The following is a 23995-nucleotide window of genomic DNA, read 5'->3' as shown; positions in this document are numbered from 1 at the left end:
GACCATGGCAGTGCCGCACGGCCCAGCGAGTGTCGGGGTCGCACGGCGCCGACTGCGTCGAGATCTGGGTGATCGGCAGATACCGGAACCGGTCATCGATGATGCCGTACTGATCCTTTCCGAGCTGTTGAGCAATGCGTGCCGGTACGCCCGGCCGCTCGGCCCGCTGCCCGCGCTCGGGCGCGGCACCCTGGCCGAGGTCGTCGACCAGGTACTGGTCGGCGTCCCGTCCGGGCCGCACGCCGGTGCGCCGGCCGGCCGGGACGCGGAACAGCCCGGCGACGACGGCGGCGTGCTCGTCCGCTGGCAGATGCACGCGGACGGCGTGCTGACGGTGGAGGTCACCGACGGCGGCGCACCGACGCGGCCCGAGCCCGGCAGCCCCTCGCTGACCTCGCGCGGCGGCCGCGGCCTGGGCATCGTCGACCAGCTCGCGAGCGACTGGGGCGTGCGCGACGCACCCGGCGAGGTGACGGTCTGGGCCGCGCTGCCCGCCCGCGCGCGGCACGCCAGGCGCACCGGCGGTGACGCCCGCAGCGCCTGAGCGCCCCGCCCGCAGGCCCCGGGCGCCCCCGCCGCAGCGCTCCCGCCCCGGCGCGTGCCCGCGCGCCGGGAGAACGTCAGTAGGCTTCCCGGAGCAAAGGACCACCGTCCCCGGGAGAGCCGCACCATGGGCAAGAAGGCCGCCAAGAAGGCGCCGCAGCGCCAGTCCACCACCGCCGTCACGGGTGAGATCCCCGTGGTCGGGGCCCGCGACGACTGCCCGTGCGGCTCGGGCCGCCGGTACAAGGCCTGCCACGGCCGGGAGGCCTCGCACGCGGTGCAGGAGCTGGTGCACCGCCCGTTCGAGGGCCTGCCGGGCGAGGCCGACTGGGTCGCGCTGCGCGAGCTGGTGCCCGCCGCCACCGTGCCGCTGACGCTGGCCGCCGGAGTCGCCGGGACCGCCGTCGGCGAGGTGCCGTCGGTCACCCTGGCCACCGTCCTGCCGCTCGCCTGGCCGGCCCTGCGCCGCCAGGACGGCTCGATCCTGCTCGGCCTGCAGACCCAGTCCTCCTCGGGCGACCTGAGCCGCGACCTCGCGGACGCGCTGGAGCTGGCCCTGGCCGCCGAGCCGGGCAGCCCCGTGCCGGCCCGCCGGACCGTCCCGGGCGGGCGCCGCCTGCAGGACCTGCTGGACGTCACGGCGGACTTCACGCCCGCCGTGCACACCGGCTTCGAGTTCTGGCTGGAGGACGCCGAGACCGCCACCGGCGAGGTCGCCGCCTCGCTGGAGCGCGCCAACGCCTCCGCCATCCCGACCGAGAAGCTCACCAGTGTCGACGCCGCGTACTGGTGCGGCACCCCGGACAAGAACCACCTGCGCTGGGTGATGACCGTCCCCGAGGAGCAGCTCCTGGACGCGCTGGCCCGGCTGAACGCGGCCGGCGAGGCCTCGCTCGGCACCGACACCCGCCTGGTCGGCTCGTTCCGCGCGCACGGCCTGACCGTCCCCGTGTGGGACCTGCCGCTCGCCATGACGGCGGCCGACTGCGAGAAGCCCGCCGCCGGGTTCGCCGAGCGGCTCGCCGCCGTCCTCGCGGACCCGGCGCCGCTCACGGCCGACGAGCGACGCGCCCGCGCGAACCTGGTGAACCGTCAGGTCACCCTGAACTAAAGCGCGCAGGAACGAGGTGATACGCGTCACATTGTCGCCCTGAACCGCAATTTCCGGGCGTGGAGGGCGTCTTGGAAATTGGCGCGGACGCAGATCCTTGTTACTGTCTAAAGAGTCCGGTCGCTGGTGCATCCCCCGTCGCCAGCGGCCGGATCTTTTGTTTTTCCGGGCGGACGGCGCCGGACCCGGCCGATGACCGGCCGACGGGCCGCCACCGGACGGTCGCTCAGTAGGCCGAGCGCCCGCTGTCCAGCCGGACCGTCGCCTCCACCAACTCGCCCAGCAGCGGCCCGACCTGCGGCAGCCACACCCCGCCGTCGGCCGCCCGCCGCGGCGCCAGCACCCAGCGCACCGGGCCCGCTCCCGCACCGGGCGGCAGCGGCAGGAAGCCGCCCGGCCCGTGGTAGTGCAACGAGCCCGGCACCCAAGGGAGTTGGGCGAGCATCTCGCCGAGCGAGTCCAGCGAGTACGGCGCCACCAGCAGCGCGTAGCGGCCCGGCATCGCCAGCACCGGCCCCAGTGGCAGCCGCAGCGCCCCCAGGTACGCGAGCGCGCGGGCCCCGGCCAGGGCCGGCAGGCTCACCGCCGACACCGCCCGACCGGTCGCCGCCAGCACCGGCGCGTCCGGGCTCTGCCGCTCCCACCACCAGCGCACCATCCGGGCGTCCGTGGTGGCCGCCAGCAGCGGCGGGTCGTGCGGGTGCGCGCCCGGCACCGGGCAGTCCGGGTCGCCGCACGAACAGCGCCCGCCGGACAGCACCGCGCCCGGCACCACCGGCCAGCGGTGGTCGACGGCCGACTCCAGGGCCGCGGTCAGCCGGGCGGACCGGGCCGCGGACCGGCCCCTCGGATCCTCACGCATGGCGCTCGTTCCTTTCCCTGACCGCTCGGTTCGCTCCGGGGCCGCCGTCCGTCCCGGGGCCGCGTCCGCCGGACTCGCCGCACGGGCCGCGGCGGCGCGGACCGGGGGCACGCGGCGGGCGGGCGGTACGGCGGACGGCGCGGCGCGGACGTGGAGCACGGCGTGGAGCACGACATGAGAGGGGCCGCGCACGGGAACAGCCCTCGGAACGAGAATCGCGTATGCGCCCGGATGGACGCCGCCCGGGCGCGCTTGGTTCCACCGTACGAGTGAGTGACATCCGGCCAGCGCGGCATCCGGGCGGCGAAAGCATACGATCCGGACGGCCGCCGGGTCCGTCCCCACGGTTCTGCCCGCTCCCGGGCCGCTCCATTCCTCCCGGCCGGAACGGCGCGCGTACGAACCGGACGCGCCCTCCGTCCGGGTCGCAGTGGAGGGGGAACCGGCCACCGGCTCGTCCCGGATCTGGACATGCCCCAAATGGCCTGTGTAGAAGTGGTGCCATTGCTGTCGATCAATGACGAGTAGTAGCGATTCGAGGCGAAACGCGCCCTTCGGCCGCGCTCGCCCCCACATCGGCCGTCCCTGGGGGTTCCGCATGACACGTAGCACCGCGTCAGGAGTGCCGGCATGACCGAGACCCACCCGTCGTCGACGCCCAGTTCACCCGCAGCGCCGGCCGAGCCGGGCTTCACCGGCGGGCTCTCCGTCCTCGATCCGCTCGTCGACCAGCCGGGCCTGCCCGGTCCCGCCGAGGCCCAGGACGGTGCGGCGGAGGCCCTCACGGCACCGTCCACCGGGGTGCAGGACCGTTTGGCCGGACGCCTGTCCGATTTCACCAGCCTGTACGAGCACACCGAACGGCTCGCCCGCGCCCGCGGCCTCGACGCCACCCTGGCCGCCGTCCTGGCCTCCGGCGCCGACCTGCTCGGCGCCGGCCGCGGCGTCCTGGTCACCCGGCAGCCCGGCGGCGGCCCCGGCCAGCCGCTCGGCCTCGGCCTCGACCGCGCCAGCCTCGGCGCCCTGGAGACCGTCCCCTTCGAGCAGAGCCTGCTCGCCCGCCTGCTGCGCGACCGGGACCGGCCCGAGCGGCTGCACTCCCCCGACCTCGCCGAGGACCCGGCCACCGGCGCCCGGCTGCGCGAACTCGCCGCCCACCTCGGCCTCGGCGGCTGCTACGGACTGCCGCTCGCCACCGAGGAGGACGGCCCGCTGGCCGCCGCCGTCTGGTTCTACGACCGGCCCGCCGAACCCACCGAACGCCAGCGCGAACTCGCCCACCGCTACTGCCGGTTCGCCGCCCCGCTGATCGCCGGGCAGCTGGCGGCCGACAAGGTCAGCCGCACCACCGAGGCGCTGCTCCGCGGCCTGCTGCCCGACCGGCTCCCCCAGCCCGCCGGGCTGCGGCTGGCCGCCCGGCTCGTCCCCGCCGGCCTCGACCGCTCCAACGGCAGCGACTGGTACGACGCCATCCCGCTGCCCGACGGCACCGTCGGCCTCACCGTCGGCTCCGTCTCCGGCGACGGCCCCGGCGCGGGCCCCGGCTCCGCGCCCGGCGCCGCCGCCGCGATGGGCCGCGTACGGGCCGCGCTGCGGGCGTACGCGGTGCTGGAGGGCGAGGACCCGGTCTCCGTCCTCGGCGACCTCGAACTGCTCCTGAAGACCACCGAGCCCACCCGCACCGCCACCGCCGTCTACGCCTGGATCGAACCCGACGAGCGCCGGATCACCCTGGCCGGCGCCGGGCACTGCCCGCCGATCCTGGTCAACCGGCACGGCGCCGAGTTCGTCGAGACCTCGCTCTCCGCGCCGCTCGGCATGCTCGCCTGCTGGGAGGCCCCCGGCGTCGAGCTCACCGCCGAGCGCGGGGACACCCTGCTGCTGTACACCGAGGGCCTGGCCCGCCGCTGCGGCCCCACCCTGCACGCCGGGCAGGCCAACCTGCGCCGGGCCGCCGCCGACGCCCCGCGCGACGTGCGGATCGACCCCGACCGGCTCTGCGCCCACCTGCTCGCCGCCTGCCCCGGCCGCGAGGGGGCCGACGCCGCCACCGACGACCTGATGCTGCTGGGCGCCCGCTTCGAGTAGACCTTCCAGCCCCGAACGAGTGGGCGACCGGGCGTCCGTACCATGGGACGCACGGCCGCCCACGTGTGTCGCGATCCGACATCCCCCACGGGCGGGCCGCACCACCCCCAAGGAGGCGTTGTACGTGACCGAGGACCGCACCCCGGCGGTGGCCGAGAACCCCGAGGCCACCGGCGGCGAGGAGCCGAAGCAGTTCAAGGGCCGCAAGAACGGCCTGTACTCCGAGGTCTCGGACGAGCTGGCCGCCTCGATGAAGTCCGGCTGGGCCGACACCGAGCTGCACGGCCTGACGCCCGTCGCCCAGGCCCCGTACGCCGCCGAGCGGCGCGCCCGGCTCTCGGCCGCGTACCCCGGCGAGCGGCTGGTGATCCCGGCCGGCAACCTGAAGGTCCGCGCCAACGACACCGACTACAACTTCCGCGCCGCCAGCGAGTACGTCCACCTCACCGGCGACCAGACCGAGGACGCCGTCCTCGTCGCCGAGCCGACCGGCGACGCCGGCCACGAGTTCGGCCTCTACCTGCTGCCCCGCTCCGACCGCGGCAACGGCGAGTTCTGGCTCGACGGCTACGGCGAGCTGTGGGTCGGCCGCCGGCACAGCCTCACCGAGCAGGAGCAGCTGCTCGGCCTGCCCGCCCGCGACGTCCGCAAGGCCGCCGACGAGCTCGCCGCGCGCGCCAAGGACTCCGCCGCCCCCACCCGGCTCGTCCGCGGCTACGACGAGGGCCTGGAGGGCGCCCTGGGCGAGTTCCTCGACGCCGACAAGGACGCCGAGCTGAAGGAGTTCCTGAGCGGCCTGCGGCTGGTCAAGGACGCCTGGGAGATCGGCGAGCTGCGCGCCGCCTGCGACGCCACCGTCAAGGGCTTCACCGACGTCGTCCGCGAGCTCGGCCAGGCCGTCGCCACCTCCGAGCGCTGGATCGAGGGCACCTTCTGGCGCCGCGCCCGCGTCGAGGGCAACGACGTCGGCTACGGCACCATCGCCGCCGCCGGCCCGCACGCCACCACCCTGCACTGGGTCCGCAACGACGGCGACGTCCGCCCCGGCGAGCTGCTGCTGCTCGACGCCGGCGTGGAGACGCACACCCTCTACACCGCCGACGTCACCCGCACGCTGCCCATCGGCGGCCGTTTCAACGACCTCCAGCGCAAGATCTACGAGGCCGTCCACGACGCCCAGGAGGCCGGCATCGCCGCAGTGCGGCCCGGCGCCCGCTTCCGCGACTTCCACGCCGCCTCGCAGCGCGTCCTCGCCGAGCGCCTGCTCGCGTGGGGCCTGCTCGACGGCTCCGTGTACGACGTCGAGAAGGTCCTGGAGCTGGGCCTCCAGCGCCGCTGGACCCTGCACGGCACCGGCCACATGCTCGGCCTGGACGTCCACGACTGCGCCCACTCGCGCCGCGAGGAGCACGTCGACGCCCTGCTGGTGCCCGGCATGGTCCTCACCGTCGAGCCCGGCCTGTACTTCCAGCAGGACGACCTGACCGTCCCCGAGGAGTACCGCGGCATCGGCGTCCGCATCGAGGACGACATCCTCGTCACCGCCGACGGCAACGAGAACCTCTCCGCCGGCCTCCCCCGCCGCGCCGAGGACGTCGAGGCCTGGATGGCATCGCTCGCCTGACCCGCACGCACGAGGGCCCGGCCTCCCCCTGTCGTTCGGGGAGGCCGGGCCCTCGCGCGCGCTACTTGGCGATCACCTGCAACTGGAGGGTGGTGCCGCCGGAGACGGTGTAGCTCTCAGCCACGGGCGTGGCGAGTCGCGCGGTCAGCGAGAAGGAGCCGGGGGTGTCCTGGGCGGCCAGCTTCAGGCGGTAGTTGACCGTGGTGCTCTGCCCGGGATCCAGGTCCACGGGCAGCCCCGTCTGGAGCGAGGAGTAGGAGTCGAGCATCCGCACGTCCATCGGCTTCCAGTCCGCCCCTTCCTGGCGTTCCAGCGTGCCCTGCAACGGCTGCCCGACAGGTGCGGCGTAGGAGTCGTAGAAGACCACGGCCTTCGCACCGGAGACCTTGGCGCTGCCGGTGTTCTTGTAGGTGACCGAGAACTCGACGGGAGTCCCGTCGTTCGGCACCTGCTGGCCGGGCTTGAGGCCGCTCACCGAAACGCCGACGCTCTCCGAGTAGGGCGCGACGTGGCCGCTGACGTCCAGGCTGTTGACGATCGTCATCAGCCCCTGCTGGTAGTCGTCCTTGAGCCCGATCGCGGAGACGAACACCTGGTCCTTGGGCAGGGCCCACAGCTGGGCGGTGAAGGACGAGGTGCCGCACGAGTCCTGCCACTGCGACTTCCGGGCCGGACGGCCGGACACCGTGGGCGTTGTCCTGGTCGGGGCGTGGCTGGTGACCTGCTCGCCCGCGGCGGGCACGTGCGGGTTGCCCCAGACCGGGCAGAACGGCTGGTGGGCCCAGCCGCCGGCGCGGTCGAGGTCGGAGGTCGACGGCCAGCTCATCGAGTCCGTGTCGAAGACCGTCACGTCCACTCCGTAGGGCTGGCAATCCCGGCTGGTGGCGTCCTGCGGAGCCCCCGGGCTCAGCAGGCAGAGGTGGTAGCTGGCCGGGTCGTCGGAAGCGATCCGCCAGCCCGCCGGGACCTTCAGCTTCACACCGCGGAACGTGTACGGCGTCGCCGGGCCGGTGGTGGCGCCGGTGGCCTTGTTCGTCGGAGTGGGGGACGACGACGGGGTGTCGTCGGCGAGGGCCGCGGCGGTCTCCGGGGCGTCCGGGGTCCCGGTGTCGGTCGGGGTGGCCGTCTCGGACGGGGTGGCCGTGGGGCTGGGGGTCTCGGTGGGCGTCGCCGCGGGGGTCGGGCTGGGGGAGGCCGACACCGTGGCGGCCGGCGGCGCGTGGTCGTGGTCGGCCACGGGGTTCCCGTGCAGCGTGACCACGCCGACCGCCATCGCGGCGGCCAGGCCGAGCAGCGGGACGGTGACGGCGTAGACCGGCCGTAGTCTGCGGATCCGGCGATTGGGCGGGGCCGCGGGGCGCAGGTCGTGCGCGGTGATCAGGGACGTGCGGGCGGTCATCGCCTCGCGTAGCAGCCGTTCCGTCGGGGTCTCGGCCGCGCCGTCGCCGTCGCCGCCGATCCGGCGGGGGAACTTGTCGGTCATCGAACCTTCTCCAGGTGCTTTTCGAGAGCGTCCAGGGCCCGGCTGGCGGTGGACTTCACGGCGCCCCGGGACAGGCCCAGGGTGTCGGCTATCTGCGCCTCCGACATGTCCGACCAGTAGCGCAGCACCAGCACCTCGCGCTGGCGGGGGGTCAGTTCCTGCAGGGCGACCAGCACGCGCCGGTGCTCGTCGTTGAGCACCGCGTGCTCCTCGGCCGACGGGGCGTCGGTCTCGTGCGGCGGCACGTACTCACGGGCCGTCTTGCGGCGGCGCAGCATCGAGCGGGCGCCGTTGACGACCGCCGTGCGCAGGTAGCCGAGCGCGTTGTCGAGGTCGTCCAGTTCCTCGCCGTGGCGCTGGTAGAGCTGGGTGAAGGCCTCCTGGACCACGTCCTCGGCGAGGTCCTGGTGGTCGACCAGCAGGACGGCCATCCGGACCAGCCCGAGCCGGTGGGCGTGGTAGAGGTCGGTCAGGGTCGGCCGGTCCTCGGTGCGGCCGCGTCCCCCGCGCAGCAGCCGGAAACCGGAGCGCCGCTGCACCGCCTGGTGCTCGGTGGTGGGGACGGCGACGGGCTCGCCGGCCTCCTGGGCACCGAACAGCAGGGCGGCCACTCCGCGGACGGAGAAACCACGCTTCCATGCCGGCGCGATGATCGGCCCGATGGCCATGGACATCTGCGTCTTCCGCTTTCCCCCGGGACGGTTTCCGGGCGTACCGGAACCGTCTGCTCACCTGATCTTGATCGAGATCGGCAAGATCCTCCCAGCCGCCACCGGCCTGGTGTTCTCCGCCCCCGTACCAATGGACGTGCGGGGGCGGTGGAGGTTGCAGGTGAGTTCCGAAAAATCCCGGCGCGGCCCGACGGACTAAACTCACCGACGTTCCACCACCCTTGAGCAGGGGGTTCGCATGACCCAGCACGACAACCCGCCGCAGGGCAGCACGTCGCGGGCCGCCGGGAGGACCGCGCCCGGGCCGGTCGCGGTCGCCATCGGGCGCCGGCCGGAGCCGGTGCACGACGTCGCGGTGTACGCGTTCGACGGCATGGCGCCGTTCGAACTCGGCGTGGCGGTCGAGGTGTTCGGGCTCGCCCGGCCGGAGCTGAGCGGCCTGCTGGCGGCGCCCTGGTACGGCCTGAAGGTGTGTGCGGACCGGCCCGGGACGGCGCTCGACGCGGTGGGCGGGTTCGCGATGGTCGCCCGGCACGGGCTCGACGAGCTGGCGGCCGCGGACACCGTGATCGTCCCCGGGGTGCCGAACGCCTTCGGCGGGGTGGTGTCGCCGGGCCTGGTCGCGGCGCTGCGCACGGCGCACGAGCGCGGCGCCCGGATCGTCTCGATCTGCTCGGGCGCTTTCGCCCTGGCCGCCGCCGGCCTGCTCGACGGCCGCAAGGCGACCACGCACTGGCGCTACGCCGAGCTGCTCCAGCAGCGGTACCCGTCGGTGGAGGTCGACCCGGACGTGCTGTACGTCGACAACGGGGACGTCCTGACGAGCGCGGGCAGCGCCGCCGGGATCGACCTGTGCCTGCACCTGGTGCGCCGGGACCACGGCGCGAAGGTGGCCAACACCGTGGCCCGCCGGTTCGTCGTGCCCCCGCACCGGGACGGCGGGCAGGCCCAGTTCATCGAGGCGGCGATCCTGCCGGTCGACGAGGAGGACGACGGGATCGCGCGCAGCATGCAGTACGCGATGGACCACCTGGCGTCGCCGCTGACCGTCTCGGCGCTGGCCGGGGCCGCCCGGATGTCCGACCGCTCGTACCTGCGGCACTTCACCGCCCGCAACGGGACCAGCCCGATGCGCTGGGTCGTCACCCAGCGCATCGCGGCCAGCCTGCCGCTCCTGGAGTCCCCTGAGGGGACGGTCGAGGAGATCGCCGCCGCGGTCGGCTTCGAGAGCGCGGCGACGTTCCGCCACCACTTCGGCCGGGTGATGCGCACCTCGCCGACGGCCTACCGGCGGGGGTTCGGCCGCGGGGTGGCGTGAGCCTCCGGCTCAGCCCTCGGCTCGGCCTCCCGGCTCAGCCCTCGTGCCGGGCCGCGTTGGCCAGGATCGCGTCGTGCAGCCACTGCGCGAGGCCGGGCGCGATCTTCTCGTAGGTGTCGGTCCACCGCGGGTCCCCGACGTACAGGCCGGCCAGGCCGCGGTGGATGGTGAAGGTGCAGTCGTAGAAGTTCTGGCAGATGTGCTGCCGGTGCTCCTCGGCGAGGTCCATGGCGAGGGTGCCGTCGGCGGGCTCGCCGGCCGCCACCGCCGCAGCCAGGCGGCCGTTGAGGGCGGTCATCTCGGCCTGGATGCGCTCCCAGTCGGCCTTGCCGTAGGCGCCGGTGCGGCGCTGCGACTCGGCCCAGGCCTCGGTGTCGCCCCAGCGCTGCTCGGCCTCCTGCTCCCACTCCTCCTTGTAGTCCTCGCCGAAAATCTCGAACTTCTCCTCGGGGGTCAGCTGAACGCCCATTCTCCGTGCCTCCATGGCGTGTTCGACGGCCGTGGCGAGTTCCTGGAGGTGCTTGATCCGGTCGGTCAGCAGGCTGTGCTGCCGCCGGAGGTGCTCGCTCGGGCTGACCGAGTCGTCGTCCAGGATCGCCGCGATCTCTTCCAGGGGGAACCCGAGTTCGCGGTAGAACAGGATCTGCTGCAGCCGGTCGAGGTCGGCGTCCACGTACCGGCGGTAGCCGGCCCGGGTGCGGCCCGCGGGGGACAGCAGTCCGATCTCGTCGTAGTGGTGCAGGGTGCGGACGGTCACCTTGGCGATCCTCGCCACGGCGCCGACCGAGTAGCCGTCACTGTTCATGCGGGGTGTTCCTCCCTTCGTGCTGACTCGACACTCGTCTCTCACGTCGCGTGAGGGTCAAGCCGGAAGGGCCGTCGGGTTCCGCGCGGGTGCCCGGCGGGGACGTCAGTGCCCGGCGCCGACCAGGACGCGCTCGCGCCGACGGCCGAGCCGGCCGCGTCCGGAGCCGTGGCCGTGGCCCTGGCCCTGGCCCTGGTCGTCCGCCGACGGCCGCGGGCGGCGCGTCTGCTGGGTCGGCCAGAGCAGCACGTACGCCGTCGAGACCACGACGAAGGCGAGCCGGACGAACCCGCGCGCCGGATCGGACGGCAGGAGCAGCGTGCCGCCGTACAGCGAGGCCAGCGCGATCCAGCTCCACCAGGGCACCAGGCGCTTCTGCCCGACCGCGTCCCACAGCAGGGTGCCGAGCAGGATCGAGGCCGTGTAGTACGTGTACACGCTGGGGTCGAGCAGGACGCGGGCGTTCGCGCCGAGCAGCACGACGGCCGGCCAGCGGCCGCGCCAGACCGCGATGCCGCCGAGCCCGAGGCCGAGCGCGAACTGGGTCGGGCGGTCCCACCAGGGGGTGGTCGGGTCGGTCACGCCGAACCAGCGCAGCGAGGAGGCCGGCTGGTTGGGGATGGTGAACTTGGCGGCCGCCATGGTGTCCAGGTTGCCGAGGTAGAACGGCAGCCAGGCGACCGCGACCAGCGCGCAGAACCACAGCGCGGTGCGCAGCCAGGCGGGCCTGGGCAGGGCGAGGACCAGCGGGGCGAAGGCGATCGCCCAGGGCTTGGAGTCCACCGCGAGTGCCAGGAAGATCGCGACCTGGACGGGCTTGCCGCGGGCGAGCGCGTGCGCGGCGAGGGCGGTGAAGAACAGCGCCAGCACGTCGTCGAGGTGTGCGAAGCGGACCGACACCTCGACCCACATCGGGATGAACGCCAGCCCGGCGATCAGCACGCGCTGCTGGAGCCGGCGGTGGTTGGTGCCGGTGCCCAGGTAGTACAGGGCGGCGGTGCGGCCCACCAGGACCAGCATCACCAGGCCGAGCGCGGAGCTCACCGCCTCGGCGATCACCTGGCCCGTGTACGGCGAGAACGGCGCCGTGAGCCGGGCCGCGGCCAGGCTGACCGGGCCGATCTGCAGCTCGGGGTGGTGGGCGTAGAGCGACAGCCCGCCGTCGGGCTGACCGCTGAAGAGCAGTTGCTCGCCCTGGCGCAGGTAGTGCCAGGAGAAGCCGCCCTTGGGCTCGACCAGAAAGAACCAGAGCACCGTCCAGGCGACCAGCAGGACGTGGTGTCTGCGTACCAGCAGGCCCGCGATGCGTCCCGTGCCGGACTCGTAGTCGGTAGTGGTCCGTGCCGTGCGTGCTCCCCGCACCTGTCCCTCTCCCCGCCGGTTCCGCCCCCCTCCGGCCGGACATCCTATGTGACGGAGGAGTACCTTCCGCGCCGCCCGGGTGTCCGTCGGGCGGACGGACGGGCGGCGCGGTGGCACTCAGGCGGTGATCCCCCGAGGTCAGCCGCCGCCCGGCGCCGGGATCCGGCGCCGGGAGCGGCTGCGCGGTCAGCCCTGCTGGGCCGACTTGCGGCGGCGCAGCACCACGAGGGTGCCGATGCCGGCCACCAGGACGGCGCCGCCGGCGGCGGCGATGGCGGTGGTGTCGTCACCGCCACCGGTGGTGGCGAGGGCCTTGTCCGCGTTGTCGGCGGCGGCCTTGGCCTTGGTGACGGCGGCCGGGACGATCTTCGGCGGGGTGATCTTCGGGACGCTCACCGGGAAGTCGATCGGCTCCGGGGCGCCGGTGCTGCTGCCGGACGGGGCCGGGGCGGCGGTCGAGGCGGAGGCGGACGGCGACGCGGACGGCGACGCAGACGGCGAACCGGTGGTCGGAGCCGGGGTGGTCGGCTGCGTGGTGGGCGTGCCGGTCGGCGTCGCGGTGGCCGTGGTGCTCGGCGTGGCGGTGGCCGTCGGCGTGTGGCTGGTCGTGGGCGAGCCGGTCGGGGTGGGCGTGTGGGTCGGCGTGTGGGTGCCCGTCGGCGACGTGGTGGTCGTCGGGGTCGGCTTGCCGGTGGGGGTCGGGGCCGCCTTCTTGATGGTGAAGCCGGCGCCGCGGATGCCCTCGCAGCTGAACCCGCCGTTGTCGGTCGGCAGGTGGCTGTCGTCGTCGAGCGCGGCGGCGAACACCACCGGGACGACGCCGGCCTTGCCGAGCGGGGCGTCCCCGGTGAAGGAGACCCGGACCTTGATCGTCAGGTTCTTGCCGTGGTTCACGACCAGCAGGGCGTCGTCGGAGGGGTTCCCGTCGCCGTCGACCTGGCCGAGCAGGATCAGGGCGGCGGAGTCGTCGCCGTCGCCGCCGCCGGGCGCGACCGCGCCGGTCTGCCAGCCCTCGCCGGGCAGCTGGTACTCGACCTTGAAGTCCTTGGCCTTGAGCGAGCCGGCCTTGTTCTTGAACTTCAGGAACGGGTAGAAGACGTCGTCGTGCTTGGACGAGTTGTCGATCTTGTAGCTGAACTCGCGGGCGTCGCCGCCGGCGATGAAGGTGTCCGGCACGCCCTGGAGCGAGAGACCGAGGAGCTGCGCCGCCGTCTTCTCGGCCGACGCGGCGGCGGACGGGGCGTCGGTGGCACCGACGGCCATGGCGCCCTGGGCACCGGCCAGCACCATCGAGGACGCGAGCGCGGCGGCGCCGGCGAGGGCAAGAGTGCGACGTATCGACAAGGGAGACCTCACGGGAGAGTCCGGGCACGCCCGGAGGCGCGGTGGGGCGCGGCGGAGCGCGCCGCGATCCCCCCGCGAAGCTTGAAAGTCCGACGGAGACTACCGAACGATCCAGCCACTTCGGAAGGCAGGTGTCACGCTCCGTCCCGTACGACACACGGAGCCTGCCCGAATCGTCCAACTCCGTCACCGGACAAGGCTTTTGTCTTTTACCAAAAGCACACCCGGCGTGACGGGTACACGCCTGGAGGACGGTACCGCACGGCCCTCCGTGGCGTGAATCCATCGGTCGGGCGCTCAGGCCCGACCGGGTGCGGAGCTCACTGCGAGAAGAAGGACTTCGCGGCGACCAGCGCCCGCTCGTCGCGCAGCACGTCCCCCGGCCGGGTGCCGTTGCCGAGCAGCGCGCCGCCCCAGCGCATGCCCATGTAGTCGGCGGTCAGCCGCAGCGCGCCGATCAGCGGGTCGGCCTTGTCGTCCTCGGTGGCCAGGGCGGTGACCGACCAGATGGTGCCGCCCGCCAGGCTCGTGCGGAACACCTTGTCGGGCAGCCGGAGCCAGGACGACCAGTGGTCGAGGTAGAGCTTCGCGCTGGTGGGCAGCGAGTACCAGTACAGCGGCGCGACGAAGACCAGGTCGGTGGCCTCCAACGTGGCGTCCAGCAGCGTCCGTTCGTGTCCGTGCGGCTCGGGGAAGGAGCCGTCCCCGGCGTGCCGGAAGTCCTCGAACGGCGGGAGCGGGTGGTCGTCCAGGCGCAGCCAGCGCTGTTCGGCGCCGGGCGGCAGGCTCGCCCCGGCGGCGAGGCGGGCGAGCTGCTCGGAGTTCCCGTCGGCGCGCGAACTGGCGACGAGGAAGAGGAATCTGCGCGGCGGCTCGGCGCCCGCGTGCTGGTCGTCCATCGGTGGCCCCCCGTTGCCTCGGTACCGCCCGGTCGGCGCGGTCCGTCGAAGTGGTGCGGAAGTGGTGCGTTCGCAGGCGCCAGCGCGCGGGCCGGGCCGGTTATTCCGGGGGCGTCCGCTCCGGTTCCGCCGGCGGGACGGGCCGGTCGGCCCACAGCCGGACCGGTTCGCGCAGGACGGGGTGCCACCGCGGGCCGAGGTCGGCGAGGCCGATCCGCTCGACGACCGCGCGGGAGGAGGCGTTGTGGTCGTGCACCCAGGCCACCACCGGCCGGTCCGGCGCGTGCCGGTGGGCGGCGTCGACGGCGGCGCGGGTCAGCTCGGTGGCGTAGCCGCGGCCCCAGTACGCCGGGTCGAGGCGGTAGTAGAGGTTCCAGAAGCCGGTGGAGGTCTGGAGCGAGGCGCCGCCGACGCCGACCACCGGGCCGTCGGCGCCCGGACGGGCCGTCCAGTAGCCCATGCCGTCGGACTCCCAGACGTCGACGGCCCGTCCGATCCAGGCGCGGGTGGTGCCCTCGTCGAGGTGCCGGCCCTCGGGGGCGTGCCGCCAGGTGCGGGGGTCGTGGTTGATGGCGTGCAGCGGCGCGAGGTCGGCCGGGCCGACGGCGCGCAGTTCCAGCCGTTCGGTGCGGACCAGCCAGGGGGCTGCGGAGCGGTCGTCGGCGCTGCGGGTGGACGTCACGCGCGGATCGTAGGCGGGCGCGGCACGGCCCGGCACGTGGTTATCGGCCGGCGGCGCAGGTGGCGACGGGACCTCGGTCGGGCAGGCCGGCGCGGCGGCGGGCGACGGCCGCGACGGCGGCCCAGTCCTTGTCGCCGTCCCCGTGCGCGAGCGCGTCGAGGAAGGCGTCCCGCAGGACGCTGCCGAACGGGAGGGGCACGGTCGCGGCGGCCCCGGCGTCGAGCGCGAGGCCGACGTCCTTGAGGCCCAGCGGCAGCCGGAACCCGGCCGGCTCGTAGCGCCGCTCGGCCACCATCGCGCCGTACCCGCCGTAGACCGGCCCGGGGAAGAGGGTGTTGGTGATGAGTTCGACGAGGTCGGTCGGCCGGACGCCGTGGGCCTCGGCCAGGGCGCACGCCTCGGCCATCGACTCGATCGCGCAGGCCAGCAGGAAGTTGACACTGATCTTGGTGGTGTTGGCCTGGCCCGGACGGTCCCCGAAGTGCCAGGTCCGCTGCCCCATCGCGGCGAACAGCGGCTCGGCGCGCGCCAGCAGCGCGGGATCGCCCGCGGCGAGGATGTTCAGCTGTCCTGCGGCGGCGACCGGGGGCCGGCCGAGGACGGGCGCGGCGACGTAGCCGATGCCGTGCCCGGCGTGCGCGGCCTCGGCCCGCTCGGCGAGGGTGAGCGAGACCGTCGCCATGTTGACGTGCAGGGTCGCCCGCGCGCCCGACAGCAGGGCGGGGTCGAGCAGCAGCCGCTCGACCGCCTGGTCGTTGGCGAGCATGGAGACCACCGTGTCGGCCGCGAACACCTCGGCGAGCGTCTCCGCCGCCTCCGCGCCCTCGGCGACCATGGCGGCCACCGGCTCGGGGGAACGGTTCCAGACCCGGACGGCGTGGCCGGCCCGCAGCAGGCTGCCCGCCATGCCCCGGCCCATCGCACCCAGCCCCACGAAGCCGACCGTCGTCCCGGTCATCGCGCACTCCCAATCGCCGTCGCCCCGGCCGCGCGCCCGCGCCGCCGCACCCCGGCCGACTGTACGTCAGCCGAGCTCAGGCGCAGGCGCGCTCCGGCAGCCGCACCGCCCGGCCGCGCTCCAGCTGGGTGAGCACCCGGTGGCGCAGCAGCTCGTACTGGGCCTGGAGCCGGCCGTGCCGGGCCGGGCGGGAGACCGGGCGGCCGGGGCCGACCAGTTCGTCCGGCCCGAACTGCTCGCGGGTGAGGTCGATCTCGACGCCGGGGGCGAAGCGGTTCCACCAGTGGAGGTCCGTCCGGACCCCGCCGGCGTACACCTCGCCCATCATCAGCTCGCCGCCGATCAGGTCGTGCAGCACCATCGCGGTGACGCCGCACTGGCCGCGGGCGGGATTGTCGGGACGCCAGTGGGCCAGGTCCTCGGGCGCACAGGTGTCGACACCCCAGGAGGAGCGGATCGCACGTTCGATGTCGTTGAGGGTCCACGCCGTCATACCGGGAAGCCTGCCACGCCCCACCGACAGTGGCACCGGCTTTTGACCGGTCCGCGCCCTGTACTGCAAGGACCCTCCCGATCTTCACCCGAACGAGGGGAAACGGAAACCCGCCCGCCCGGGTGTGCCGGGCGGGCGGGCGGTGCGTCAGGGGTGCTTCCCCGTCCGCGGTGCCCAGGGCCGCGTCACTTCGCGAGCGCGGCGACCCCCGCCTGGGCGAACTGCTCGTCCAGGTCGCCGCTGGGCGCGCCCGCGACGCCGATCGCCGCGACCGGGGCGCCCTTGGCCTGCACCGGGGCGCCGCCGGCCAGGAACAGCGTGCCCGGGATGTCCTTGAGGTTCGGGGCCTGCGCCAGCCGCTTGGCCAGCTCCGAGGTCGGCGCGTTCCAGGAGACCGCGGTGTAGGCCTTGCGCACGGCCGACTCCGGCGACTGCGGGCCGGCCGCGTCACCCTTGAGCAGGACCCGGGTGACGCCGTCCCGGTCGACGACCGCGACCGAGACGTGCTGGCCGGCCTTGGCCGCCGCGTCCAGGGCGGCCTGCGCGGCGCGGGTGGCGGCGTCGACGGTCAGACCCGTGCTCTGGGCCAGGTTCTTGTTCTGGGTGTCGACCTTCACCGCGGCCGGCGCGGCGGCCGGGGTCTCGCTCGTGTCGGCGCTGGCCGAGACGGCGCCGACGGTGGCGGCGAGCGCGGCGGCGGCGAGGGTACCGGTCAGGACTCGGGTGCGCACGGAGATCTTCTTCATCGGGGTCCAGCTCCTCGGGGACTACGGGATCGGGCTGTCGGGGATCCGCGGGTTCGTGGGGAGCCGCGGGTTCGGGTGGGGGCCGCCGGGCGGCGGGGGGACCCGTCCGGCGGCCGTGCTTCGATCCTCCGGCCGGAGCGGGGCCGGCCACATCGGCGGTCCGGCGCGGGCGCGCGGGCGGGTCGGCGGACACCGGGGTCAACCGATCGGCTGATGCGGGACCGGGCCGGACGAGTCACCATCGAGGGATCGGCGCAGGTCAGCGCGCCGCCCGTGACCACCGACCAGGAGCCTCCCGTGCCGCACCCCCGCGCCGCAGACGACGCCGTCGTCGCCGAGGGCGCCGACGCGCTCGCGGGTGCGGACGCGCTCGGGAGCACCGCCGGCGACCCGGACGCGGGCCGGCTCGCGCTGCTGCTCGACTCCGCCTTCCTCTTGCTGCTCGTCGCCTCGCTCAGCCGCTACCTCACCCACCACGCCGGCAGCCCGCGGATCCCGTGGGTCGTCGGCCTGAGCGCCGCCCTGGCCGCCGCCCAGCCGGCCGGCTCCTGGCTCGCGCACCGCCGCCCGCCCGCACCGGGCCGGCGCCGGCTCTGGCCGTTCGCGACGGTGGTCGCCCTCTGGGTGGTGCTGGTGCTGCTCGCGCCGAGCTTCGCGTGGTGCGCCGTCCCGTTGGTCTACACCGCCCTGCGCACGCTCGCCGCGCGGGCGGCGATCCCGCTGGTGGCGGCGCTCACCCTGCTGGTCGTGATCGCCGAGATCCGGCTGCCCGGCGGCGCCGACGCGACGCTCGTCCTGTTGCCGCCCGCCGTGGCGGCGCTCGCCACCGGCGTCTTCCTCTTCATGGCGCGGCAGGCCGCCCGGCAGCACGCGCTGATCGCCGACCTGGTCCGCACCCGGCGCGAACTCGCCGCCACCGAACGGCGGGAGGGCACGCTGGCGGAGCGCGAGCGGCTGGCGATGGAGATCCACGACACCCTCGCCCAGGGACTGTCCAGCCAGCAGATGCTGCTCCAGGCCGCCGACCGCACCTGGGACGCCGACCCGGCGACCGCCCGCGCCCACGTGCGCACCGCCGCCGACGTCGCCGCCCGGAACCTCGCCGAGGCCCGCCGCTTCGTCCACGACCTCGCACCCGCCGAACTCGCCGACGGCCGCCCGCTGGACGAGGCGCTGCGCGCGCTGGCCGCGCGCGAGTCCGCCGAGAGCGGCCTGCCGGTCCGCTTCCACCTGGACGGCGCGCCCGTCCCGCTGCCGGCCGCCGCCCAGTCCGCGCTGCTGCGGATCGCCCAGGGCGCGCTGGCCAACGTCCGGGAGCACGCCGGGGCTTCGACGGCGGCGATCACGCTGTCCTTCCTCGGCGACCAGGCCGTGCTGGACGTCGCCGACGACGGCCGGGGCCTCGACCGCGGCCGGGGCCCCGACGGCGCCGGCGAAGGACCGGCGGGCGGGGCCGGCCGCGGGTACGGGCTGCCGGCGATGCGCGCGCGGCTGCGGCAGCTCGGTGGCACGCTGACGGTCGAGAGCGCCCCCGGCGAGGGCACCGTCGTCTCCGCCTCGATCCCCCTGGAGCAGCAGCCATGACCACGACTCCCGTCCGGCTGCTGGTCTGCGACGACCACGCGGTGGTCCGGGCCGGCCTGCTCGCGCTGCTCGCGAGCGCGGGCGACTTCGAGGTGGTCGGCGAGGCGAGCACCGGGGAGGAGGCGGTCGCGCTGGCCGACCGGCTGGCGCCGCAGGTCGTGCTGATGGACCTCCAGCTCGGGGACGGCATCGACGGCGTGGAGGCCACCCGCCGGATCACCGCCGCGCCCGGCGGTCCGCACGTGCTGGTGCTGACCACGTACGACACGGACGCCGACATCAGCCGCGCGATCGCCGCCGGGGCCACCGGCTACCTGCTGAAGGCCGAACGGCCGGAGGAGCTGTTCGCCGCCGTCCACGCCGCCGCGCGGGGGAGGACGGTGCTGTCGCCGCCGGTGGCGACCCGGGTGATGGCGCAGATGCGGGCGCCCGCGCCGCAGCTGACCGAGCGCGAGCAGGACATCCTGGAGCAACTGGCGCAGGGGCTCGGCAACCGGGAGATCGCCCGCGCGCTGTTCATCAGCGAGGCCACCGTGAAGACCCACCTGGGCCGCATCTACGACAAGCTCGGCGTCGACACCCGGTCCGGCGCGGTGGCCGTCGCCAAGGAGCGCAGGCTGCTGCGCTGAGCGCTCGTCCGGTGCCGCTCCGTACTGTCGAAGTGCTCGGAATGTCGGATTCCAGACCGGCGCACGCTCTCCCCCGCACCCCGCACGCGCCCCCGACGGACCGTCGCGCGCCCTGATGCGCCCACAAATACCTGGTGGCGCGGCGTCCACGACCCTGTCACGATTGTGGATGTTTCGTGGATCCCGCTATTGACAAACCAACCACGCGGTTTGTTAGCTTGGGTCCAACGACGTCCCTGGGGGAAGGGGCTCGCCGGGGTCCGTGCGGACCGCCCTCGCCGGAGGGCACCGCCAGGGGGGCCGGCGAGCGGCCGGGGGGTCGGGGGGAGCGGCAGTGCCGAAGCCGCGCGACGAGGGTGGCGCGGAGCGTGTCCGGGGGGGCTCGCTCCGCGCCTCCTCTGCCCACTGATCTGCGCACCGATCTGCCCACCGAGGCCCCGCCCGACGCGGGACCCCGCGTCACGCCATCGCGCTCCAGTGGGAACAGCAGACGTACGGCAGCGGCGCGCGGCCGCACCCACCCGCGGCCTGCGTGCGCGACGGGTGCTCCGGACGGTCCGCCCCCGGTGAGCTCGCGATCAGCCCTGCCTCACCCAAGTCGCCGAACTCCAGCACCAGTTGATAGCCGTCCCGGGTCGTCGCGGCCACCCGCGGCAGCTCCCGGCCGACACCGAGCGCGGTGATCGTCCAGCCGCGCCGCCGCCAGTGGCCCTCGACCACGCCGGCCAGCACCGCGCGCCGCGCCTCCGACACGATGGTGAGGACGTCCCGTCCGCGCGTGACGTACCAGTGCGGACCGTCGCCGGACCGGGGCGGCGGCAGCCGGACGCCGGACCGGGGCGGCGCGCTCTGCCAGACGGGCATCGGCCGGATCGCGTCGAGCGTGTCCTGGAGCAGCGTCTCGCATCTCGCGGCGGCGACGAGTTGATCGACCGTCGCCTCCCCCAGCGGCCAGGCGGCCGGCTCCTCCGGCCCGAAGCAGGGGCGGCCCACCGGGCATCCGAGGTTCAGGTCGGCACGACCTGGCAGCACTGGGTTCTCCGTACTCCTCCCGGTGTTCAACCCGGGCAGGGATTCCGTCTCTCCTTCGACGGCGCGCGTACGCGATCGGTTCCGGCACCGCCGACGTCCGCGGCTTCTCGCTCGGCGCCGTCGTCGCCACCGCGGCCGCCGCACTGCGCCCGGATCAGGTCCGCCGGCTGGTCGCCACCGCCGGGTGGATCAGCAGCGAGCAGGACGAGTACCTGCGCCTGTCCTTCGCCACCTGGCTGTCGCTCGCCGGCGACCCCGTCGCCTTCGGCCGCCACGCCACCCTCACCGCCTTCAGCCGGGGCTTCCTCAACCGGATCGGCCGAGCTGCCGTCGAGGCCAACACCGCCTACATGCAGCCGACTTCGGGCACGTTGCGGCACATCGCCCTCGACCTCGCGCTGGACCTCGGCCCGCTGCTCCCCCGGGTCCAGGCACCGGCTCTGGTCATCGGCTGCACCCAGGACGCCACCGTGCCGGTGGAGAACACCCGCCGGCTGCACGCCGCCCTCCCCGGCAGCGCGTACGCCGAGTTCGACACCGGGCACATCGTCCTGGCCGAGGAGACCGAGGCGTACACCAGGACCGTCCGCGACTTCCTCGACGGCTGAGCGGGAATCCCGACCGGCTGCCCCCGCGGAACCGGCACGCCCGACCGGCGACCGACCCGGACCGAGCGGGCCCGACCGGCGACCGACCCGCCCCGCGCCGGAGAGAGCACACCGCGGCCCGCCTGGCAAGAGCCGCGGCAGAACGTCCGATTCCCGCACACGGCACCGAAATCCGAATTGACTCGACATCAGCTCGCGAGAGGAGATGGGCTTGTCCGTCGCCGCTCCGCACGAGAGCGCGACACGTCATGCAAGGAGACGATGATGCGCATACTCCTCACCGGCCCGGCCGCGGCCGGCCACCTCTTCCCGATGGTGCCCACCGCCCAGGCCCTGCGCGCCGCCGGGCACGACATCCTGTTCGCCGTCTCCCGGCCGCTGGACCAGATCCGCAGCGCCGGCTTCCCGCTCGCCGAGATCGGCGACGGCCGCGACATGCGCGACCTGTTCTCCGAGGCCAACGACGGCCAGCTCAGCTACAGCGGCCACGGCCTCGACCAGGACGGGATCCTGGACATGGCCGCCCGCGCCTTCGCCTACGTCGCCCGTCCCACCGTCGACGGCCTCCTCGACGTCGCCTCCGACTGGGGCGCCGACCTGCTCGTGCACGCCGCGTTCCAGCCCGCGGCCCCGCTGGTGGCGGCCAAGCTCGGGATCCCGTCGGTCCTGCACAACTACGGCATCCCGACCGGCCGCGACATGGTCGAGCGCCTCGCCGGCCACTTCACCGACCTCTACGAGAAGCACGGCGTGGCCGGTCCCGCCACGCCCACCTCGCTCAGCATCGGCCCGCTCGGCGGCGACCCGGACGGCCTGCGGATGCGCTACGTGCCGTACAACGGCGGCGGCCTCGTCCCGGGCGAGTTCCTGGCCCCGGCCGAGCGTCCGCGGGTCCTGATCACCCTGGGCACCGTGGTCACCCAGATGGACGGCGTCAGCGCCGTCTCCCGCCTGATCGAGGCGGCCTCCGCGGTCGACGCCGACTTCCTGCTCGCCGTCGACGGCGCCGACATCGCCCCGCTCGGCACCCTGCCCCGCAACGTCCGCGCCCTGCCCTGGGTGCCGCTCGCCGACCTGGTCCGCCACTGCGACGGCGTGATCCAGCACGGCGGCGCGGGCACCACGGGCACCACCCTCTCGGCAGGTGTCCCGCAGCTCCTGCTTCCCCAGGGCGCCGACAACTTCATGGTCGCCGACGCGCTCGTCGCCGCCGGTATCGCCCTGCGCTCCACCTCGGAGACCGTCGACACCGACGTCCTGAACCGCCTCCTGACCGACACCGACCTCCGCGCCGCCGCCGCCCGCGTCCGCGCCGAGAACGACGCCCTCCCCACCCCCGCCGCCATGGTCCCCACCCTGGAGGCCCTGGCCGCCGCCCGCTGAACCGCCCCGGCACCCGGCAGCCGCAGGCCACCCGGCCTGCGGCTTTCCGCGTTGCGGCGCGGGCACGCGCCGCCGCCCCGCCCGACGGACGCCGCTCCTGCCGGCACGCCGTGCGCTCCGGACAACTGCTCCGGCAGTGTTACCGGTTCTGCCGGTCGCGACGGTCCCGTGGGCGGTGCCCGGCGCAAGCGCAGGTGGGCAGCGGTGCGGTCGGCGGCGGCCGGACGCCCGGGGGCTCCCGCTCCTCTGGCCGGGCTGGAGGAGTGCGCCCAGGCGAGGTCCGTACGGTGGTCGAACCGCAAGGCCGTTCCCCGTGCCGACCCACCAGAGGAGCGTCGCATGAGCCGGTTCGACCAGCTCGCGTACACCGAGGCGGTGCGCCAGGTCCAGGAGGAGATGGGCAGCGCCACCGCCGCCGACCGCCGGCTGCGGCGCCCGGCCGAGGAGGCCGAGCCGCTCACCGGCTCCGAGGCCTCGTTCATCCGCAGCCTCGACGGCTTCCTGTTCGCCAGCGTGGGCCAGACCGGCTGGCCGTACATCCAGTTCCGGGGCGGCCCGACCGGGTTCGTGCACGTGCTGGACGAGCACACGCTCGGCTACCTCAGCGTCCGGGGCAACCGGCAGTACATCACCACCGGCAACCTGCGGGGCGACGACCGGGTCGCGCTCTTCTTCATCGACCACGCGCGCCGGGCACGCCTCAAGCTGTTCGGCCGCGCCGCCGCCGTGCCGATCGGCGACGACCCCGGGCTCGTCGAGCGCCTGAGCGAGCCGCGCACCGAGGGCGCGGTCGAACACGTCGTCACCATCCGGGTCGAGGCGTTCGCCTGGAACTGCCCCAACCACATCACGCCCCGGTTCAGTCAGCGCGAGGTCTCCGACGCCCTGGCGCCGATCCACGAGCGCCTCGCGCAGCTGGAGCAGGAGAACGCCGCCCTGCGCGCCGAGCTCGCCGCGGGGAAGCCGCAGTAGGACGGGAGCGGCCCCGGCTGTCCGCTGACCTAATTCGGCAGCCGGTTCCGGGCGTTGAGAAAGGTCTGCACCAATCCCTAGCCTCGAATCGTCCAAGAACACCGAGGCGAACGGAGACATCGCCCATGGTCAGCGATGTGATCGACCGGAACGGCCGGCTCCAGGAAATCACGGACCGCCTCACCGGCCACGACGGGCAACCCGCCCTCGCCACCCCCGGACCCGTCCGCGACGCCGCCAGGGCCACCGCCGGCGCCGCCGATCCGTCGTGAACCGGCCCCGCATCGGCGTCGACCTCGTGCCGCTCACCCGGATCCACGAACTCCTGCCGGTGCTCAGGCGGTTCCTCTCCACCGACGAGCTGACCGCCTCCCGGACCCCGGACGGCGCGCCCGACCCCTCCGGGATCGCCGGACGGCTGGCCGCCAAGGAGGCCGTCTTCAAGCTGTTCGGCACCGTCGGCCGGCCCGTGCCCTGGCAGGGCATCGAGATCCTGCGCGGCCCCGGCGGCCGCCCCGAGGTCCGGCTGGCCGGCTCGGCCGCCGAACTCGCCGCCGACGCCGGGCTCGGCCCGATCGACATCAGCATCAGCCACGACGGCGGCTTCGCCATCGCCGTCGCGGCCACCACCGCTCCCTGAGCGGGCCCACCACCGTCCGCGCCCTTCGAAGGGAACCGCCATGAGCGCCACCGGCACCGGCACCGCCACCGGCATCGACAAGGTCCGCGACTGGATCCTCGGCCGCCACCCCGGCCGCACCGAACTCGCCCCCGACGTCAACATCATCGAGAGCCGCC

Annotated in this window: 24 protein-coding genes; 12 read left to right on the top strand and 12 right to left on the bottom strand. The window is 74.6% G+C overall.

Translation table 11 applies throughout. The features are described from left to right. The first annotated feature begins 127 nt into the window (after nucleotides 1-127). Together ACFVU9_RS35580 and ACFVU9_RS35575 are read left to right on the top strand one after the other, a co-directional pair. Nucleotides 128-544 (top strand): ATP-binding protein, encoded by a 417-nt coding sequence (locus tag ACFVU9_RS35580; protein WP_380442790.1) that lies wholly within the window; start codon nucleotides 128-130, stop codon nucleotides 542-544. A 126-nt stretch (nucleotides 545-670) separates the two neighbouring features. Further along, nucleotides 671-1654, top strand: coding sequence for a DUF5926 family protein (locus ACFVU9_RS35575; protein ID WP_380442788.1), 984 nt, complete (start codon nucleotides 671-673; stop codon nucleotides 1652-1654). A 226-nt stretch (nucleotides 1655-1880) separates the two neighbouring features. Here the strand turns inward: ACFVU9_RS35575 and ACFVU9_RS35570 are convergent, their stop codons facing one another. Beyond that, nucleotides 1881-2516, bottom strand: a complete 636-nt coding sequence (locus ACFVU9_RS35570) for a bifunctional DNA primase/polymerase (protein ID WP_380442786.1) — start codon at nucleotides 2514-2516, stop codon at nucleotides 1881-1883. A 630-nt stretch (nucleotides 2517-3146) separates the two neighbouring features. Between ACFVU9_RS35570 and ACFVU9_RS35565 the strand changes: the two genes are divergently transcribed. Further along, nucleotides 3147-4604, top strand: a complete 1458-nt coding sequence (locus tag ACFVU9_RS35565) for a PP2C family protein-serine/threonine phosphatase (protein ID WP_387600690.1) — start codon at nucleotides 3147-3149, stop codon at nucleotides 4602-4604. A gap of 124 nt (nucleotides 4605-4728) precedes the next feature. Next, nucleotides 4729-6228 (top strand): aminopeptidase P family protein, encoded by a 1500-nt coding sequence (locus ACFVU9_RS35560; protein WP_387600687.1) that lies wholly within the window; start codon nucleotides 4729-4731, stop codon nucleotides 6226-6228. 61 nt (nucleotides 6229-6289) lie between these two features. Here ACFVU9_RS35560 and ACFVU9_RS35555 read toward each other — a convergent pair whose 3' ends face one another. Together ACFVU9_RS35555 and ACFVU9_RS35550 are read right to left on the bottom strand one after the other, a co-directional pair. Continuing rightward, nucleotides 6290-7711 carry a hypothetical protein gene (locus tag ACFVU9_RS35555; RefSeq protein ID WP_387600684.1) on the bottom strand — a complete coding sequence of 474 codons (1422 nt, stop codon included), beginning with the start codon at nucleotides 7709-7711 and terminating at the stop codon, nucleotides 6290-6292. After that, nucleotides 7708-8385: an RNA polymerase sigma factor gene (locus ACFVU9_RS35550; protein ID WP_380442778.1), complete on the bottom strand. Its 678-nt coding sequence runs from the start codon at nucleotides 8383-8385 to the stop codon at nucleotides 7708-7710. Before ACFVU9_RS35550 ends, ACFVU9_RS35555 begins: the two co-directional genes overlap by 4 nt. Before the next feature lie 235 nt (nucleotides 8386-8620). Between ACFVU9_RS35550 and ACFVU9_RS35545 the strand changes: the two genes are divergently transcribed. Then, on the top strand, nucleotides 8621-9700 hold the full coding sequence (locus ACFVU9_RS35545) for a helix-turn-helix domain-containing protein (RefSeq protein WP_380442776.1): 1080 nt from the start codon (nucleotides 8621-8623) through the stop codon (nucleotides 9698-9700). Nucleotides 9701-9734: 34 nt separating this feature from the next. Here the strand turns inward: ACFVU9_RS35545 and ACFVU9_RS35540 are convergent, their stop codons facing one another. The 8 genes from ACFVU9_RS35540 to ACFVU9_RS35505 all read right to left on the bottom strand — a co-directional run bounded on the left by ACFVU9_RS35540 (nucleotide 9735) and on the right by ACFVU9_RS35505 (nucleotide 16989). After that, nucleotides 9735-10505, bottom strand: coding sequence for a MerR family transcriptional regulator (locus ACFVU9_RS35540; RefSeq protein WP_380497677.1), 771 nt, complete (start codon nucleotides 10503-10505; stop codon nucleotides 9735-9737). Between the two features lie 105 nt (nucleotides 10506-10610). Then, entirely contained in the window at nucleotides 10611-11867 is a 1257-nt protein-coding gene (locus ACFVU9_RS35535; protein ID WP_387600681.1) for a hypothetical protein, read from the bottom strand. Nucleotides 11868-12053: 186 nt separating this feature from the next. Beyond that, nucleotides 12054-13211 carry an LPXTG cell wall anchor domain-containing protein gene (locus ACFVU9_RS35530; RefSeq protein ID WP_387600678.1) on the bottom strand — a complete coding sequence of 386 codons (1158 nt, stop codon included), beginning with the start codon at nucleotides 13209-13211 and terminating at the stop codon, nucleotides 12054-12056. A gap of 320 nt (nucleotides 13212-13531) precedes the next feature. Next, the gene (locus ACFVU9_RS35525) at nucleotides 13532-14110 is read right to left on the bottom strand and encodes a flavodoxin family protein (protein ID WP_380442769.1); all 579 of its coding nucleotides are present in this window, start codon (nucleotides 14108-14110) and stop codon (nucleotides 13532-13534) included. Nucleotides 14111-14210: 100 nt separating this feature from the next. After that, nucleotides 14211-14792, bottom strand: a complete 582-nt coding sequence (locus ACFVU9_RS35520; RefSeq protein WP_380442767.1) for a GNAT family N-acetyltransferase — start codon at nucleotides 14790-14792, stop codon at nucleotides 14211-14213. 40 nt (nucleotides 14793-14832) lie between these two features. Continuing rightward, nucleotides 14833-15750 (bottom strand): NAD(P)-dependent oxidoreductase, encoded by a 918-nt coding sequence (locus tag ACFVU9_RS35515; RefSeq protein WP_380442765.1) that lies wholly within the window; start codon nucleotides 15748-15750, stop codon nucleotides 14833-14835. A gap of 76 nt (nucleotides 15751-15826) precedes the next feature. After that, nucleotides 15827-16243, bottom strand: a complete 417-nt coding sequence (locus ACFVU9_RS35510) for a hypothetical protein (RefSeq protein WP_329927198.1) — start codon at nucleotides 16241-16243, stop codon at nucleotides 15827-15829. A 185-nt stretch (nucleotides 16244-16428) separates the two neighbouring features. Further along, entirely contained in the window at nucleotides 16429-16989 is a 561-nt protein-coding gene (locus tag ACFVU9_RS35505; protein WP_359963840.1) for a heme-binding protein, read from the bottom strand. A gap of 297 nt (nucleotides 16990-17286) precedes the next feature. On the opposite strand from ACFVU9_RS35505, the gene ACFVU9_RS35500 reads away from it, so the two are divergent. Both ACFVU9_RS35500 and ACFVU9_RS35495 read left to right on the top strand, forming a co-directional pair. Further along, the gene (locus tag ACFVU9_RS35500; protein ID WP_387600673.1) at nucleotides 17287-18573 is read left to right on the top strand and encodes a sensor histidine kinase; all 1287 of its coding nucleotides are present in this window, start codon (nucleotides 17287-17289) and stop codon (nucleotides 18571-18573) included. Then, nucleotides 18570-19202: a response regulator gene (locus ACFVU9_RS35495; protein WP_380442759.1), complete on the top strand. Its 633-nt coding sequence runs from the start codon at nucleotides 18570-18572 to the stop codon at nucleotides 19200-19202. Before ACFVU9_RS35500 ends, ACFVU9_RS35495 begins: the two co-directional genes overlap by 4 nt. Nucleotides 19203-19661: 459 nt before the next feature. On the opposite strand, the gene ACFVU9_RS35490 is transcribed toward ACFVU9_RS35495, so the two are convergent. Next, the gene (locus ACFVU9_RS35490) at nucleotides 19662-20234 is read right to left on the bottom strand and encodes a hypothetical protein (protein WP_380442757.1); all 573 of its coding nucleotides are present in this window, start codon (nucleotides 20232-20234) and stop codon (nucleotides 19662-19664) included. Between ACFVU9_RS35490 and ACFVU9_RS35485 the strand changes: the two genes are divergently transcribed. The 5 genes from ACFVU9_RS35485 (at nucleotide 20201) to ACFVU9_RS35465 (ending at nucleotide 23837) form a co-directional block, all read left to right on the top strand. After that, complete coding sequence (locus ACFVU9_RS35485; protein WP_387600713.1) at nucleotides 20201-20842, top strand: alpha/beta fold hydrolase; 642 nt, start codon at nucleotides 20201-20203, stop codon at nucleotides 20840-20842. The two genes, ACFVU9_RS35490 and ACFVU9_RS35485, sit on opposite strands and share 34 nt — an antisense overlap. A gap of 261 nt (nucleotides 20843-21103) precedes the next feature. Further along, entirely contained in the window at nucleotides 21104-22225 is a 1122-nt protein-coding gene (locus ACFVU9_RS35480) for a nucleotide disphospho-sugar-binding domain-containing protein (protein WP_387600669.1), read from the top strand. 339 nt (nucleotides 22226-22564) lie between these two features. Next, a complete protein-coding gene (locus ACFVU9_RS35475; protein WP_387600666.1) occupies nucleotides 22565-23197 on the top strand; it encodes a pyridoxamine 5'-phosphate oxidase family protein in 633 nt (210 codons plus the stop codon). 125 nt (nucleotides 23198-23322) lie between these two features. Continuing rightward, the gene (locus tag ACFVU9_RS35470) at nucleotides 23323-23469 is read left to right on the top strand and encodes a hypothetical protein (RefSeq protein ID WP_380442751.1); all 147 of its coding nucleotides are present in this window, start codon (nucleotides 23323-23325) and stop codon (nucleotides 23467-23469) included. Further along, on the top strand, nucleotides 23466-23837 hold the full coding sequence (locus ACFVU9_RS35465) for a holo-ACP synthase (RefSeq protein ID WP_380442749.1): 372 nt from the start codon (nucleotides 23466-23468) through the stop codon (nucleotides 23835-23837). The genes ACFVU9_RS35470 and ACFVU9_RS35465 overlap by 4 nt, the downstream gene beginning before the upstream one ends. Nucleotides 23838-23995 lie beyond the last annotated feature (158 nt).

It is taken from the genome of Kitasatospora sp. NPDC057936 (genome assembly GCF_042887525.1).
Lineage (GTDB): Bacteria > Actinomycetota > Actinomycetes > Streptomycetales > Streptomycetaceae > Kitasatospora.
Note: the sequence above shows the minus strand (reverse complement) of the source record. Positions and strands in the feature narration are given on the sequence as shown.

Excerpts from the sequence above, each read along its gene's own strand:
- ACFVU9_RS35575 (WP_380442788.1), top strand. The coding sequence starts at position 671 with ATGGGCAAGAAGGCCGCCAAGAAGGCGCCGCAGCGCCAGTCCACCACC.
- ACFVU9_RS35570 (WP_380442786.1), bottom strand. The coding sequence starts at position 2,516 with ATGCGTGAGGATCCGAGGGGCCGGTCCGCGGCCCGGTCCGCCCGGCTG.
- ACFVU9_RS35565 (WP_387600690.1), top strand. The coding sequence starts at position 3,147 with ATGACCGAGACCCACCCGTCGTCGACGCCCAGTTCACCCGCAGCGCCG.
- ACFVU9_RS35555 (WP_387600684.1), bottom strand. The coding sequence starts at position 7,711 with ATGACCGACAAGTTCCCCCGCCGGATCGGCGGCGACGGCGACGGCGCG.
- ACFVU9_RS35550 (WP_380442778.1), bottom strand. The coding sequence starts at position 8,385 with ATGTCCATGGCCATCGGGCCGATCATCGCGCCGGCATGGAAGCGTGGT.
- ACFVU9_RS35545 (WP_380442776.1), top strand. The coding sequence starts at position 8,621 with ATGACCCAGCACGACAACCCGCCGCAGGGCAGCACGTCGCGGGCCGCC.
- ACFVU9_RS35540 (WP_380497677.1), bottom strand. The coding sequence starts at position 10,505 with ATGAACAGTGACGGCTACTCGGTCGGCGCCGTGGCGAGGATCGCCAAG.
- ACFVU9_RS35525 (WP_380442769.1), bottom strand. The coding sequence starts at position 14,110 with ATGGACGACCAGCACGCGGGCGCCGAGCCGCCGCGCAGATTCCTCTTC.
- ACFVU9_RS35515 (WP_380442765.1), bottom strand. The coding sequence starts at position 15,750 with ATGACCGGGACGACGGTCGGCTTCGTGGGGCTGGGTGCGATGGGCCGG.
- ACFVU9_RS35510 (WP_329927198.1), bottom strand. The coding sequence starts at position 16,243 with ATGACGGCGTGGACCCTCAACGACATCGAACGTGCGATCCGCTCCTCC.
- ACFVU9_RS35505 (WP_359963840.1), bottom strand. The coding sequence starts at position 16,989 with ATGAAGAAGATCTCCGTGCGCACCCGAGTCCTGACCGGTACCCTCGCC.
- ACFVU9_RS35495 (WP_380442759.1), top strand. The coding sequence starts at position 18,570 with ATGACCACGACTCCCGTCCGGCTGCTGGTCTGCGACGACCACGCGGTG.
- ACFVU9_RS35480 (WP_387600669.1), top strand. The coding sequence starts at position 21,104 with ATGATGCGCATACTCCTCACCGGCCCGGCCGCGGCCGGCCACCTCTTC.
- ACFVU9_RS35475 (WP_387600666.1), top strand. The coding sequence starts at position 22,565 with ATGAGCCGGTTCGACCAGCTCGCGTACACCGAGGCGGTGCGCCAGGTC.
- ACFVU9_RS35470 (WP_380442751.1), top strand. The coding sequence starts at position 23,323 with ATGGTCAGCGATGTGATCGACCGGAACGGCCGGCTCCAGGAAATCACG.